The organism is Mesorhizobium sp. AR10, assembly GCF_024746795.1.
Taxonomy (GTDB): domain Bacteria; phylum Pseudomonadota; class Alphaproteobacteria; order Rhizobiales; family Rhizobiaceae; genus Mesorhizobium.
Genome location: NZ_CP080524.1, coordinates 767,077 through 780,980, shown reverse-complemented (window position 1 = coordinate 780,980; position 13,904 = coordinate 767,077). Strand labels below are relative to the sequence as shown.

Annotated in this window: 10 protein-coding genes; 6 read left to right on the top strand and 4 right to left on the bottom strand. The window is 61.8% G+C overall.

The annotated features are described in order from the left end of the window. Positions 1-13: 13 nt before the first annotated feature. Both LHFGNBLO_RS07005 and LHFGNBLO_RS07000 read left to right on the top strand, forming a co-directional pair. A complete protein-coding gene (locus LHFGNBLO_RS07005) occupies positions 14-697 on the top strand; it encodes an HAD family hydrolase (RefSeq protein ID WP_258605439.1) in 684 nt (227 codons plus the stop codon). After that, the gene (locus LHFGNBLO_RS07000; protein ID WP_258605436.1) at positions 694-2,280 is read left to right on the top strand and encodes an FGGY-family carbohydrate kinase; all 1,587 of its coding nucleotides are present in this window, start codon (positions 694-696) and stop codon (positions 2,278-2,280) included. Before LHFGNBLO_RS07005 ends, LHFGNBLO_RS07000 begins: the two co-directional genes overlap by 4 nt. A gap of 64 nt (positions 2,281-2,344) precedes the next feature. Here the strand turns inward: LHFGNBLO_RS07000 and LHFGNBLO_RS06995 are convergent, their stop codons facing one another. Next, positions 2,345-3,688 (bottom strand): nucleotide sugar dehydrogenase, encoded by a 1,344-nt coding sequence (locus tag LHFGNBLO_RS06995; protein ID WP_258609634.1) that lies wholly within the window; start codon positions 3,686-3,688, stop codon positions 2,345-2,347. Between the two features lie 461 nt (positions 3,689-4,149). Between LHFGNBLO_RS06995 and LHFGNBLO_RS06990 the strand changes: the two genes are divergently transcribed. The 4 genes from LHFGNBLO_RS06990 (at position 4,150) to LHFGNBLO_RS06975 (ending at position 11,044) form a co-directional block, all read left to right on the top strand. Beyond that, positions 4,150-5,223 (top strand): NAD-dependent epimerase/dehydratase family protein, encoded by a 1,074-nt coding sequence (locus LHFGNBLO_RS06990; protein ID WP_258605434.1) that lies wholly within the window; start codon positions 4,150-4,152, stop codon positions 5,221-5,223. Further along, positions 5,220-6,497: a glycosyltransferase gene (locus LHFGNBLO_RS06985; protein ID WP_258605432.1), complete on the top strand. Its 1,278-nt coding sequence runs from the start codon at positions 5,220-5,222 to the stop codon at positions 6,495-6,497. The genes LHFGNBLO_RS06990 and LHFGNBLO_RS06985 overlap by 4 nt, the downstream gene beginning before the upstream one ends. Next, the gene (locus LHFGNBLO_RS06980) at positions 6,494-9,304 is read left to right on the top strand and encodes a DUF3131 domain-containing protein (RefSeq protein WP_258605431.1); all 2,811 of its coding nucleotides are present in this window, start codon (positions 6,494-6,496) and stop codon (positions 9,302-9,304) included. The genes LHFGNBLO_RS06985 and LHFGNBLO_RS06980 overlap by 4 nt, the downstream gene beginning before the upstream one ends. A gap of 336 nt (positions 9,305-9,640) precedes the next feature. Next, a complete protein-coding gene (locus LHFGNBLO_RS06975; protein ID WP_258605430.1) occupies positions 9,641-11,044 on the top strand; it encodes an MATE family efflux transporter in 1,404 nt (467 codons plus the stop codon). A 46-nt stretch (positions 11,045-11,090) separates the two neighbouring features. Here LHFGNBLO_RS06975 and LHFGNBLO_RS06970 read toward each other — a convergent pair whose 3' ends face one another. Genes LHFGNBLO_RS06970 through LHFGNBLO_RS06960 form a run of 3 tightly spaced genes read right to left on the bottom strand, consistent with a single transcriptional unit; the run spans position 11,091 to position 13,779 of the window. Further along, a complete protein-coding gene (locus LHFGNBLO_RS06970; protein ID WP_413774668.1) occupies positions 11,091-11,894 on the bottom strand; it encodes an ABC transporter permease in 804 nt (267 codons plus the stop codon). After that, the gene (locus tag LHFGNBLO_RS06965; protein ID WP_258605429.1) at positions 11,891-12,745 is read right to left on the bottom strand and encodes an ABC transporter permease; all 855 of its coding nucleotides are present in this window, start codon (positions 12,743-12,745) and stop codon (positions 11,891-11,893) included. Before LHFGNBLO_RS06965 ends, LHFGNBLO_RS06970 begins: the two co-directional genes overlap by 4 nt. Continuing rightward, positions 12,742-13,779, bottom strand: a complete 1,038-nt coding sequence (locus tag LHFGNBLO_RS06960; RefSeq protein WP_258605427.1) for an ABC transporter ATP-binding protein — start codon at positions 13,777-13,779, stop codon at positions 12,742-12,744. Before LHFGNBLO_RS06960 ends, LHFGNBLO_RS06965 begins: the two co-directional genes overlap by 4 nt. Between the last annotated feature and the right edge of the window lie 125 nt (positions 13,780-13,904).

Here is a 13,904-nt window from a genome sequence, read left to right as displayed (position 1 = left end):
CAGAGTGAATGCCATGACGCCTGAACTGGTCATTTTCGACTGTGACGGCGTGCTGGTGGACAGCGAGGCTCTCTCCGTTTCGGCGCTGCTCGGCATGATCGCGCTCGCCGGCGGCGCCGTCAGCGAGGACACCGCCTACGAGCATTTCCTCGGCAAGAGTATGAAAAGCGTCCGCGAAATCCTCGGCCGCGACTTCGCACTTGATATCACCGACCAACACCTGGCCGCGATGCGCGTCGAGCTGATGCGCAAATTTCGCCAGGAGCTGAAACCGATACCCGGCATCGAGCAAGTTCTGCCCAGGCTCGGCGTGCCCTATTGTGTCGCCTCCTCGGGCACACTGGACCGCATCCGCTATGCGCTCGATGTCACCGGACTGCTTGGACTGCTGGAGCCGCATCTGTTCAGCGCCGGCATGGTGGCGCGGGGAAAACCGGCGCCCGACCTTTTTCTTCACGCAGCGTCGAGAATGGGAGCCATCCCGCAAAACTGCCTGGTCGTCGAGGACAGCCCGGCCGGCATCGAGGCGGCGCAAGCGGCGGGCATGCGTGTCTTTGCCTTCACCGGCGGATCGCATGCCGGCAACCCGGCGCTGAAAGCGCGGCTTGCGTCGAGTGAACCGGACTTTATATTCGCTGACATGCTGCAATTGCCCGATCTGATTGCAGGCCTGGGAGCGAGAGTAAAAGCATCTTGACGAACAGCTTCGTTTGCGCGGTCGATGTCGGCACCGGGAGCGCCCGTGCGGGCATTCTCGACACCGGCGGCACCTTGCTCGGTCGCGCCGAGCACCCGATCGTCATGAACCAGCCGAAGGCCGATCACGCCGAGCACAATTCCGAAGACATCTGGTCGGCGGTCTGCATTGCCGTGCGTGCCGCCCGCGAAAAGGCAGGGGTCGCGGCGCAGGACATCGTCGGCATTTCCTTCGACGCCACCTGCTCGCTGGTGGTGCGGGGCAGGGATGGCGGCCAGCTCAGCGTGTCGGTGTCGGGCGAAAGGCGCTGGGACACCATCGTCTGGCTCGATCATCGCGCCATTGCCGAGGCCGACGAATGCACGATGAGCGGTCATGCCGTGCTCGACTATATCGGCGGCGTCATGTCGCCGGAGATGGTGACGCCGAAGCTGATGTGGCTGAAGCGGAAGTTGCCGGGTACATGGAATGAAGCCGGCTACCTGTTCGACCTCACCGATTTCCTGACCTGGAAGGCGACCGGCTCGCTGGCGCGCTCGCAATGCACGCTCACCGCCAAATGGACCTATCTGGCGCACGAGGAAACCGGCTGGCGACGCGACTTTTTCGAGACCGTCGGGCTCGGCGATCTTTTCGAACACGGCAATCTGCCGGAGCAAGCAAGTCCGGTCGGCGTCGATATCGGCCCGCTGAGTGCGGAGGCGGCGGCCCAACTTGGCCTTACGCAACAATGCCGCGTTGGCGCCGGCGTCATCGATGCCTATGCCGGCGCGCTCGGCGTGCTTGGCGGCTTTGCCGGCGACGAGAAGAATATCGGCCGGCATCTGGCGTTGATCGCCGGCACATCGAGCTGCGTCATGGCGATGTCGCCCGATCCGCAGCCTTTCGCCGGCGTCTGGGGACCGTACTATGGCGCGGCACTGCCGAAGCTTTGGTTGTCGGAAGGCGGCCAGTCGGCCACCGGCGCGCTGCTCGACCACATCATCCGCTGGCATGGCGCCGGCGGCGAGCCGGACGCCGCCATGCATGCGAAGATCGCCCGCCGCGTCGCCGAACTGCGCAGCGCCGAGGGCGACAATCTCGCCGCGCGGCTGCATGTGCTGCCGGATTTCCACGGCAACCGCTCGCCGCTTGCCGATCCGCACGCTGTCGGTGTCGTCAGCGGGCTGACGCTGGACGCTTCCTTCGACAGCCTGTGCAAGCTCTATTGGCGCACCGCCGTCGGCATCGCGCTTGGTGTGCGCCATGTGCTGGAGGCGCTGAACGAGAACGGCTATCTGATCGACACGCTGCACGTCACCGGCGGCCACACCAAGAATCCGCTGCTGATGGAGCTCTATGCCGACGCCACCGGCTGCACGGTCATTGAGCCGCTGGCCGACGAGGCGGTGCTGCTCGGCACCGGCATGGTCGCGGCCACCGCCGCCGGGCTGTTCCCCGGCTTGAACGCCGCTTGTGTCGCCATGCAGCAGGGCGGAAAAAAGCGTGTCTCAAACTCGGCCTCGGCCGGCCGTTTTGATCGCGACTACCGGGTGTTCCTCGAGATGCACCGGCAGCGGCAGGTTCTGGACGGGATAAGATAGGCAGGCATGTTGCAATCTGCGCTGCCGCCTCGATCCAAATAGCGTCGGTCCGCCCGGGACCGTGCTATGCCTTTACCACCCGATCGCAGACGATGCCGTTGCGTTGCATCGCGTTGCGAGTGTCGATGATCAGCCGCGAATGGTTGGCGATCAGCCCGTAGTCGATGCCGTCGTGGTCGGTGACGATCACAACGGCATCATAGGCGCCGATGGAATCGCGACTAAGCCGGATGCAGTCTTTGCCAGCCAGCATCGGGTGTTTGCGTGTCTTCGGGATGCGGGCGACAAACGGGTCGTGGTAGGCGATATCGGCCGTGCGCGATTGCAGCAATTCGATCAGCTTCAGCGCCGGGCTTTCCCGGACGTCAGCGACGTTCTTCTTGTACGCGACGCCGACGATCAGGATGGCCGCCTGGCTAAGCGGCAGGCCGAGACGCGTGTCCAGCGCTTCAGTCAGCTTTGACATGACATAGTGCGGCATCGACACATTGATTTCGCCGGCGAGTTCGATGAACTTCGTCGAGACTTCGAACTCACGCGATTTCCAGGTCAGGTAGAATGGATCGATCGGTATGCAGTGACCGCCAAGCCCAGGCCCTGGATAAAAAGGCATATAGCCGAACGGCTTGGTCTTAGCGGCTTCGATCACCTCCCAGATGTCGATTCCCATGGCGCCGTAGATCACCTTCAATTCGTTGACCAGGGCGATATTGACCGCCCGGAATATGTTCTCGGTCAGCTTCACCACTTCTGCGACCTTGATGCTTGAAACCGGCACGACCTTGTCGACGATGGCGCCGTAGAACTGCGCAACCAGCCTGGCCGCGACCGCACCGTCCCCGGCCACGACTTTCGGAATGGTGGCGGTCTCGAAGCCCGCACTGCCCGGATCTTCCCGTTCAGGCGAATAGCCAAGGAAAAACTCCCGGCCGGACCTGTATCCCGACGCCTCGAGGATCGGTTTCATCACTTCATCCGTCGTTCCTGGATACGTCGTGGATTCGAGGACGATCAGTTGATCCTTGCGCAGATGTTCAGCGATTGCGCGCGTCGTGTTCTCGACAAAGGAGAGATCAGGCTCGCGCTGCTTCGTCAGTGGCGTTGGCACGCAGATCGATATGACATCGCACTCCGCGAAGTCCGCGAAATCGAATGTCGGTCTGAATGATCCATCCGCAATGATGGTGTGAAGCGTTTGGTCGGTAACGGCGCCTATATAAGACCGGCCGGTTTTCAGTTTTTCGACCTTTGTATGGTCGACATCGAAGCCGATGACCCTGAAGCCGGCGCGGGCGGCCGTCGCGGCCAGAGGCAGGCCGACATAGCCAAGCCCGACGATACCGATCGTGGCCGTCCGCGTTTCCAATTTCGCAAGGAGGGCGGCTCCCCGGGCATGATCAACCAGCATATTCATTTTCGCGCTCTCCTTGATACAGCCGAAGGTCTTTCGAGCCGTATTCTGACGTTCTGCGAGTCGCGATAGATCATCCCTAAGCTTGATCAGCTGTTGGCATCGCGGTTCGCGCCTGTGAGAGCAAGCGCAACCTTTGTGCCAGTTTATGTCTTGAATAGAACTTCCGCCGCAGAAAGGCTCAGGAGGTGGGAAAGCGGCGTTTTCGGCTGCGACGGGAGGGGTATGTTGTCAAGGGCAAACTGCGTGCCATTTTCGGACACATTTGTTGCAAGATAGCTCATATAGAGCCGGCTTCTCAAAAAGCACAATAAATACAACAGGCTAATTAACCACGGCTGTTGACCATATCGTTAACGATTAGTTGCATTGCCTGTGGAAATGCCCTTTTCATACAAAAAGCCGCACAACGGATCAGTGCGACTTCCCCCTGCACTCAATGCCGGATTGATGACGCCATGAATGCATACGAAGCCAAGGAACTCAGAGTCCTGATCGCGGGCGGAGCAGGATTTGTTGGAACTAACCTTGCGCGCCGCCTTCTTGAACAGGGCGTATCTGTGGACTGCGTCGACAACTTCTCGACCGGTCGCAGGGCCAACGTCGACGACCTTGCCCGATATCCGAACTTTCGGTTCCTGAAGCTCGACGTCGCCGACGCTGGTTCTTGCAACCGCCTGCTGCGTCGCCGCTACAGCCATGTCTACAATCTGGCTTGCCCGACAGGTGTTCCCAACATCGCGCTGCTCGGCGAAGAAATGCTGATGGCGTCGTCTCTCGGATCTCTGAACCTGCTCAAGGTGGCGCGCCGATCGAAGGCCAGCTACCTTTTCGCCAGCACGGCGGAAGCCTATGGCGACCCGGAGGTCTTCCCGCAACCGGAAACCTATGTGGGAAAGGTCGATCCGGTCGGCCCGCGCAGCCCCTATGAGGAGGGCAAGCGCTTCGGCGAGGCCCTTACGCGCTTCTGGGGCCGAAAGCACAGTGTCGACGTTCGCATCGTGCGCATCTTCAACACCTATGGCCCGGGCATGTCGCCGGACGACCAGCGCGTCATTCCGCAGATGCTGTCGCGGCTGATTGCCCATAAGCCGGTGCCGATCTATGGCGACGGAGCGCAGACCCGCACCTTCCTGCACATCGACGATCTCGTCGACGGCTTGTTGACGGTGATGGAGAAGGGCGTGAATGCCGAAGTCTACAACATCGGTGGCGCTACCCAGATCACCATCCGTGCGTTGTTCGAGCTGGTGAAAACAGCAACCGGTCTCGCCGGCAACGCCGTCTTCGAAAAGCATTTCATTGCAGACCATCGCGGCCGTTGGCCCGACACCAGCAAGATAAAGGCGCTAGGCTGGCAGCAAAAGGTTTCGCTCGCAGACGGCATCCGCCAGAGCCACCAGGACATCCTGGCTTCGATCCAGGCTTGCCATGACAAGATGAATGGCACCTCGGTCAGGCCTGCTCCTCTCGCCGCGCACCGCAAGTCTGCCGCAGCCGATCATCATCAGCCACAGCTTGCTTTCCCATGACCGAGACCGTCGCCGCGAACGTCACGATGATGCTCCTCAGTGCTTCGCTGGGGATCAATATCGTGTTCTGGTGCATCGTTGGCGTGATCAGGTTTCTCAGTGAAATCGGCTCAAACCCGAAAATCGGCGGCCTGCCAATGATCGGCATCGCCGATGTTGCCGTAGTCATCCCCGCGCACAATGAGGAGATTGCCCTTCCCAGATGCATATGGGCGCTGACGGCCATCATTCCGGCGAGCCAGATCTATGTCGCCAGCGATGGATCGCGCGACGGCACCGTTGCGATCGCGCGTGCCAATGGCTGCAGGGCGCTCGACATCCAGCCGAATGGTGGCAAGGCCAAGGCGATCGACGAGGCGATCCGCCACTACCGCCTGTGCGATCGCTACAAGGCGGTGCTGATCCAGGACGCGGATTCGGAGATCGACCGCCACTATTTCGAGCATGCGTTGCCGTTGTTCAACGACCCGAATGTGGCGGCAGTCGCAGGCCACGTGCTGTCGCGCTGGCGTGGCCGCAGCTGGCTCAGCATGGACATGCTCTATACGGCATACAGGACGCGTCTCTACCGGGTCCTGCAGACGGCGTTCCAATACGGACAGTCCTGGAAATGGACGAATGTCAGCTATATCGCACCTGGCTTCGCCAGCATCTATCGCACAAGCGTGCTGCGCCAGATCGACATCACCGCTCCTGGTCTCGTCATCGAAGACTTCAACATGACTTTCGAGGTTCAGCACAAGGGGTTGGGCCGCGTAGCCTATTCGCCCAAAGCGCGTTGCTCATCGGAAGATCCATTCAATCTGCGCGACTACCGCAAGCAGGTTCAGCGCTGGTATCTCGGCTTCTGGCAGACGGTGCAGCGCCATGGGATCTGGCCGAGCCGCTTCTGGCTGTCGCTGGGCGGGCTGCTTGCTGAACTGCTCGTCATTTCGGTGTTCGCCCTGGCGCTGCCGTTTGCCGCGATCCTCTATCTGGCGACAGGCTTCGAAGTGCCGGCGGTTTCGCTTGGCGAACTCGCAGTGCGGCCCGTGTCGCCGCTTGGCCTCCTGGTCCTGTTTCTCGTCGTGGACTACGTGCTCACCTTCGTTGTCGCGGTCATCGAATGCCGGCCGAGCCTGCTCCTCTACGGCCTCGCCTTTCCGATCCTCCGGCTTCTCGACGCGGCGCTCTTCCTGCGCGCGTTGTTCAAGTCGTTTTCTGTGAAGTCCGATGGCCGCTGGATCAGTCCGGAACGCTACGCAGCAATCGTCCCGACGGGAGGTAAAACATGAACATTACCCGCCGCTCCGCTCTTCTTGGTGGCCTCAGTCTGCCGCTTCTGGCGATCGCCAACAAAGGCATCTCGCAGGCTGCCGCCAAAGAGCCGTTGCCCAACCCGCTGATCATCACGATCAGCGGCGTCGAGGCCAACGCAAATTCGGCCAGGCTCGCCGCGCTCGTCGACCCCTTCCTGACGCGCAAGATGCCGATCATCGTCACGGTTGCGCCATTCGATACGACAGGAAGCATGCTGGATTACAATTCCGACCTGGCCCGCTGGCTTCGCCAGACGGTCGGGCTCAATCCCATGGGCATTGAATTTGGCGCCCACGCCGACACGATCGTGTCCGGCGATCCCTATTTTCAGGCCCGCCAGGCCAGCGACATCCAGGCCGCGTTTTCCTACCTGATCAACGAGTATCAGCGATATCAGTCGCAGGCCGTCAAAACGGCCTTGACCCTGACCACCAATTCGCCGCTGCGCACCTTCCAGGACGGAGCCTCCATGCGTGCCGCCGGGATTCGCTCTGTCATCCGGCTTGCAGGTGGCGTCGAGGACAAGGCCAGGCAACAGCCGGCCGATGGCGGCTACTGGACGACCGAAACCGGCCTGGTCAACACTTTTGCCTCGCCATTGAGCTCGATAAGGTCAGCTGCTGCAAGCGGCGGATTGCTGGCGCCGGCAACGCTCGCCTCGAACATCGCCGCGTTGAGCGCAAACGACAATCCGATCACTGTAGACATTCCGTTCCGGGCGCTCGCCGGTCTGAGCGACGGCGATCTTGCCGGCTATGCCGCCGAAGTCGCGCAGGCTGTGCTTGCGGCTGTCGCGTCCGGCAGCGTGCGCGCAATCCTTCCGCATAGGCTCTATGTCCAGAGCAAGGACACAAGCCGGCTTATCGTCGTTCGCGTAGACGATCTGAGGGTCGATGTCGACGAGGATCCGAGCCACATGGCTTTTGTCTACGGGCTGATCGAGGCCGGTTACCCCGTAACAGACGGGATTATTCCCGCACCGCACGGCAACCTGCTGTCCAAGGATGAAACAAGCAAGGCATATCTGCGCGCCATGCTCCCGGACCGGCGCTTCGATGTCGCGGCCCACGGCTGGTATCACACGCCGTCCGAGCTTTTGGGGAATTCGGCCCGGAAAGATTTTGACCTGATCAGAGACGGTATCAGCGAAGTCTACCGTTCAACGGGCAGGTTCCCGACCTCCTACATACCGCCCAATGATGCCTTTGACGACAACACGCTGGACGCGCTTGCCGCCACCGGGACGCCCGTGTTCAGTGCCGATAGAGGCAGCATGCGCTGGTTCAATGGCATCGACAGGCGCGGCATCCTTCATGTCTCGAACACCATGAAATTCGAGAAGGCCTGGACCGCCGATGTCCCTTATTTTACCAAGCAACAGGTTCTCGATTATTTCGGAACCGACAATGATGCGGTCTTCTGCATCCATCCCGCCACTGCCAACACGCCAGAAAAGCGTGCGGTGATACTGGAAACGCTGGCGGAGCTGTCCGATCAGCGCGGCACCAGGCTCGTCAATTTTGACGAATATTACAAAGCCGTCAGCCCGGCGATGCCAAAGGCCGAGCGCATTCGAAGCGCGCGCGCCGACGTTTCGGTTCGGGACTGGAAGGAGCCGGACCTGTATCCGCTGGATGATGGGGTCCTGAAGGCGGACGCCGAACTGGCCTGGAGCTATTTCGACTGGGGTTCGAAGAACTACAACGGCATGGTGCCGGCGACGTCCTGGATCGAATCCGGCAAGCAGAAGGGCTATCCCTTCACGACCATGTGGGATGTGGGGACACATATCCTCGCTACACTATCTGCCCAGCGGCTGGGGATCATCGATCAACGCAGCTTCGAAACGACCATCACGCGCATCATTGCGTTCCTCGACGAGTCGAGTTTCCGCTACGCCGGTGGAAGGTTGCCGCACACCGAGCGGGCACTGGGATCGCAAGGTGGCCAGCGCGAGGGCTTCGATAGTGCCGATACCGGGCGCTTGCTTATTGCGCTCAAGATTCTTGACCAGCACACGGCGGGTGCCTTCCCTATTTTCAACCTCGTTTCCAACTGGTCCTTCAAGCCGGTTCTCAAAGGCGGCGAAATGCATGTCGTCAACGAGAAGGGCAGGATCTCGTCAGCTCACACCAGCAGTTATGCAGGCTATGCCGGTCGCGGCTACAGTTTCTGGGGAGAACAGATCAAGCCGGTGTTCGATACCGAGGATCCCGGCCGCAACATGGACGAAGCGGTTGCGGTGCTGGCAGAAATCCAGCGGCGTGGGCGGATTGCGACCGAACCGCATGTGACCGAGGAGATCGAGCTGGGCGGCTCGCCGCATGGCCGCCTCATGGCCGACATTCTCTATGCCGCCCAGATGAAACGCTATCGTGAGACAGGCATGCTTACCTGCGTTTCGGAATGCTCCATGGCGGGTCCGCCCTACTTCACCTACCAGGGGTATCAGCTGACGGACAATGGCGGCGTGTTTTCAGTCGACACGATGAAAATCTCTGCACAAGCCAAGATGGCCAAACTCGCGGATTCGTTGCGCCTGATCAGCACCAAGGGTGCGTATCTCTGGTATTCTACCCGCCCGGGCGATTACTCGGACAAGCTTGTCGCCCTGGTCAGGGAACGGGCCAAAATGCCCGGCATGGGATTTTCGTCCGGCATCTCGGAGCGGACCGGTAAACCGATTCAAGTCACCGACATCAATACAAACGGCATCGTTCTGGAATCCATCGCCTACATTCTGGGTGGCCGAAAGCCGTTTCTCCTGTCGGAAGGCGCATAGTCTACGAATCGACGACGCGGCGCCGCCAATCGCTCACCGAAGCCGAGGCCGCCGGCTATGCCAGCCTCAGCCTCAGCCGCCGCGCGCTCGAAATCCCGCCGCGGCAGAATGATCGCTTCATCGCCGCGCTAGTGCCGAGGGTGAAGACGATCGGACTTGCCCTTGGTGAGGCGTGCGGAGGCTCCCTGGCTCAATCGCTCCCCATCCGTCCTCCCTTGCCTTCATGTCGCATTTCGTTCAAAAGACGGCGCAAACGCTGCGAAGCCGAAGGTTTTGCCGTTTGAAATGCGGCTTCCGGCTCGATCCCGACGTGCCGCAATCGGAAAGAGCAGAAAAATGTCTGCGATCGAAGCCGGCGCTCGTGCGCCGGAAAATCTTTGGCGTCAGGAAATCAGGGCGACGCTGGCGCTCGCCTGGCCGATGGTGCTGACCAATCTCGGCCAGACCGCGATGACCGCGACCGACGTCATGATGATGGGGCGGGTGGGACCGGATACGCTAGCCAGCGGCGCGCTCGGCGCCAACCTCTACTTCATGCCGCTGATCTTCGGGCTCGGCCTGATGCTGGCGACCTCGCCGATGATGGCGACCGAGCTTGGCCGCCGACGCCATTCGGTGCGTGACCTGCGCCGCACGGTGCGCCAGGGCCTGTGGCTGGCGATCCTGATCTGCATTCCGATCTGGTTCGTGCTTTGGCACGGCGAGGCAATTCTGCTGGCGATGGGCCAGGAGCCGGGACTGGCGCGGCAGGCCGGCATCTATCTGCGCTGGCTGGAATGGGCGGTGCTGCCGTTCTACGGCTACATCGTGCTGCGCTCGTTCATCTCGGCGCTGGAGCGGCCGGGCTGGGCGCTGGTCATCGTCTTCGTCGCTGTTGCCTGCAACGTCTTCTTCAACTGGGTGTTCATGTTCGGCAATCTAGGCATTTCGCCGATGGGCATTGCCGGATCTGGCCTCGCCACCACACTGTCGAGCATGCTGATGTTCGTCGGCTTGGCGGCGGTGGTGATGCTTGAGAAGAATTTCCGGCGGTATCGTCTGTTCGGACGCTTCTGGCGCGCCGACTGGCCGCGCTTCAAGGGGCTGTTGCGGCTGGGCATGCCGATCGCCGGCATTCTGGCCTTCGAGGTGACGATCTTCAACGCGGCGGCCTTTCTCATGGGCCTGATCGATGCGGATTCGCTTGCCGCACATGCCATCGCCATCCAGATCGCCTCGATCTCCTTCATGGTGCCGCTCGGCCTCAACCAGGCGGTGACGGTGCGGGTGGGCTTGGCCCATGGCGCTGGCAACCCGGAAGGTGTCAGCCGTGCCGGCTGGACTGCCTTTGTCATGGGCGTCTCCTTCATGGCGCTGATGGGGCTGGGGATGATCCTGTGGCCGCATCTCCTGATCAGCGCCTTCATCGATCTTGGCAATCCGGCCAATGCCAGAGTGATCGGGCTTGCTGTGTCGTTCCTGGCCTTTGCCGCGCTGTTTCAGATTTTCGACGGCGCGCAGGCGGTAGCCGCCGGCATGCTGCGCGGCCTGCACGACACCAAGGTGCCGATGATCTATGCCGCGATTGGCTATTGGGGCGTCGGGCTGCCGCTTGGCGTGCTGCTCGCCTTCCATTTCGGCTTCAACGGCGTCGGCATCTGGATCGGCCTGTCGTCGGGGCTGGCCGTGGTGGCGGCCCTGCTTCTGGCGCGCTGGTTGCGGCGTGACCGAATCGCGCCGCCGCTCGCCCTTGGCCATTGAAAAAGGCCGCCGGTCATCCCGGCGGCCGCTTTTTGTGCAGGCTCGCTCAGTTGCCGTCCGACGACATCGCGCCGAGTAGCCTGCGGATATCGCCGAACCTGGCGATCGCACCGAACACAAGGGCTGCCACCGCGACGAAGAACACCGACACCGAGGCCATGGTCGGCGTGTAGCCGTAGCGCAGTGCGTTGAAGATCTTGATCGGCAGCGTTTCGGTGGTGAAACCGATCGTCATGTAGGCGACGATGTATTCGTTGAGCGACAACACGAAGGCAAAGGCAAAACCCGAGACCAGGTAGGGCAGGATTAGCGGCAGAACCACTGTCTTCAGCACGGTGCGGTCGTCCGCACCCATGGTTGCGGCAGCTTCGACCAGCGAGCGGTCGATCGAGGCAAAGCCCAGCGACAACGTCACCAGCGGCAGCGTCACGAAGAAGATGGCGTGGCTGATGATGGCGGTGAAGAACTGGCCGAACAGCCCGACCGTCGCCCAGAAGGTGAGGAAACCGAGCGCTGTGATGACCGGCGGCAGGATGAAGGGCGCCAGCCCCAGGACCTGGAAGATGTTCGCCCACGGGGCGATGCGCCGCCACAGGAACCAGGCCAGCGGCAATGCGATGGCGACGGCTATCGCAGCTGAACAGACGGCCAGCGTCACCGAATGGATCAGCGCCAGCCGCCATTCCGGATCGGAAAAAATCTGTCCGTACCATGCCAGCGAGAAACCGACCGGCGGGAAGGCCAGATCCTGCTTCTCGTTGACCGAGACGCCGGCAACGACGATCAGCGGCGCTGCCAGGAACAGCGCGACGACAGTGAAATAGAGGCGGCGAAGCAGGGTCTCGATCATAGCGCGTTCTCCCTGCGTCCGACGAGCAGCATCATGCCGACCAGCGCCAGCGAGATCAGCACCAGGAACACCGCCATCGCCGCCGCGAACGGCATGTTGGACTGGTAGATCGCCTGGTCGGTGATCAGCACCGACAACGTCCAGTGCTGCGGCCGTCCTAGGATCTGCGGCAACAGATAGGAGCCGAGCGCGAAGACGAAGACCATGATCAGCGTCGCCACGATGGTGTTTCTGAGCGCCGGCGCAACGACGTTGAAGAAGGCCCTGACCGGCGAGGCGCCAAGCGTGCGCGCGGCCTCGAGCAATGTTGGATCAAGGCGCACAAGGGCGGGGTAGAGCACCAGGACGGTGTAGGGCAGGGCCTGGTAGACCATGCCGGTCAGCACTGCGCCGAAGCTCGGCAGCAGCGCCACCGGCTTGTCCATCAGCCCCATCGCCACCAACAGATTGGTGATCCCGGCGGTGCGCGAAAACAGCGTCGACCAGGCAAAGCCGATGATGACTTCCGACAGCGACAATACCGACAGCAGGCCGACCAGCCACAGCGTCTGCACGTGGCGCGGCCGCCTGGTCAAGAGATAGGTGAAAGGAAAGGCGATACAGACGCAGCAGATCGCGACCAGCACCGCCAGCATCAGCGAAAAGCCAAGCACGCCGCCGAAGAACACCGACAGGAAGCGGGCGTAATTGTCGAAGACGAAGTCCACCGTGTAGAAACCGGCCGGGTTGCGCTTGAAGAAGCTCACCGCGATCATCGTCGAGAACGGCACGACGAAGAAGACGATGAGCATCAGGCCCGGAAAGAACAGCGGTGTGTAGTCGGCGACCGACCTTGGGACTTCGCGTCTCATGAGCCGAGCACCACGCAGCTCTCCGGCGGCAGCACGACGCCGACCTGCGCACCAACCGACACGTTGAGCCGTTCCCGCGGCGTGGTGACGGCGATGATGCTGGTGCCGCCGACCTCGACGAAGGTCTCTATGGTGCCGCCGAGATCGCGCACGAAGCTCACCTGCCCGGTGATGGCGCGGCTGCCGGGTTCGCCAAGATGCACGTCTTCGGGGCGGATCGACACCGAAGCCTTCTTCAGGCCGGCCGGCATGACGAGACCCGGGATGGCGGTGCCGAGGATGGTGGTGCGCCCGGCGCTGTCGACTTCCGCCGGCAAGAGATTGGTGATGCCGATGAAGTCGGCGACGAAGGCGTCGGACGGCTTGCGGTAGATCTCGATCGGCGGCGCCGCCTGCAGGATCTTGCCGTGGCCCATGACAACGACCAAATCGGCCATGGTCATCGCCTCGCGCTGGTCGTGGGTAACGACGATGGTGGTGATGCCGAGCCGCTGCTGCAGCTGGCGCAATTCCACCTGCATGGCTTCACGCAACTTGGCGTCGAGCGCCGAGAGCGGCTCGTCGAGCAGGAACAATTTGGGCGACAGTGCGAGCGCGCGGGCAATCGCCACGCGCTGACGCTGGCCGCCGGACAGTTTGGCCACGGGACGATCGGCAAAGCCGGGCAGATGGATCAGCGTCAGCAACTCGTCGACGCGCTTCTTCTGCTCTTCCTTCGAGGCGCCGCGAATGCGCAGCGCATAGGCGATGTTGTCGCCCACCGAGAGATGCGGAAACAGCGCCAGCGACTGGAACACCATGCCGAGATTGCGCTTGTGCGTAGGCAGCGGCGTGATGTCCTCGCCATCCAGCACGATCGCGCCACTGGTCGGCTCCTCCAGCCCGGCGATCATGCGCAACAGCGTGGTCTTGCCGCAACCCGATGGCCCGAGCAGGCACACGAAGGTGCCATGCGGCACGTTCAGCTGGACATTTTCGACGGCGGCAAAATTGCCGAATTTCTTGGTGATTGCGTTGATGTCTAATCCGGACATGAGTCGATCCTGTAAACCGGAGGATATTGCGAATGGCCCCGCTTTCCCCATTTCGCGATACGAAAGGGAATTGCGGATTCGGCGATCGGCGACCTCTCCCCTGTCAGGGGAGAGGCAATATGCGA

Bases quoted from the DNA above. Each gene is read 5' to 3' on its own strand.
- LHFGNBLO_RS07005 (WP_258605439.1), top strand. From the start codon at position 14: ATGACGCCTGAACTGGTCATTTTCGACTGTGACGGCGTGCTGGTGGAC.
- LHFGNBLO_RS06995 (WP_258609634.1), bottom strand. From the start codon at position 3,688: ATGCTGGTTGATCATGCCCGGGGAGCCGCCCTCCTTGCGAAATTGGAA.
- LHFGNBLO_RS06990 (WP_258605434.1), top strand. From the start codon at position 4,150: ATGAATGCATACGAAGCCAAGGAACTCAGAGTCCTGATCGCGGGCGGA.
- LHFGNBLO_RS06985 (WP_258605432.1), top strand. From the start codon at position 5,220: ATGACCGAGACCGTCGCCGCGAACGTCACGATGATGCTCCTCAGTGCT.
- LHFGNBLO_RS06980 (WP_258605431.1), top strand. From the start codon at position 6,494: ATGAACATTACCCGCCGCTCCGCTCTTCTTGGTGGCCTCAGTCTGCCG.
- LHFGNBLO_RS06975 (WP_258605430.1), top strand. From the start codon at position 9,641: ATGTCTGCGATCGAAGCCGGCGCTCGTGCGCCGGAAAATCTTTGGCGT.
- LHFGNBLO_RS06970 (WP_413774668.1), bottom strand. From the start codon at position 11,894: ATGATCGAGACCCTGCTTCGCCGCCTCTATTTCACTGTCGTCGCGCTG.
- LHFGNBLO_RS06965 (WP_258605429.1), bottom strand. From the start codon at position 12,745: ATGAGACGCGAAGTCCCAAGGTCGGTCGCCGACTACACACCGCTGTTC.
- LHFGNBLO_RS06960 (WP_258605427.1), bottom strand. From the start codon at position 13,779: ATGTCCGGATTAGACATCAACGCAATCACCAAGAAATTCGGCAATTTT.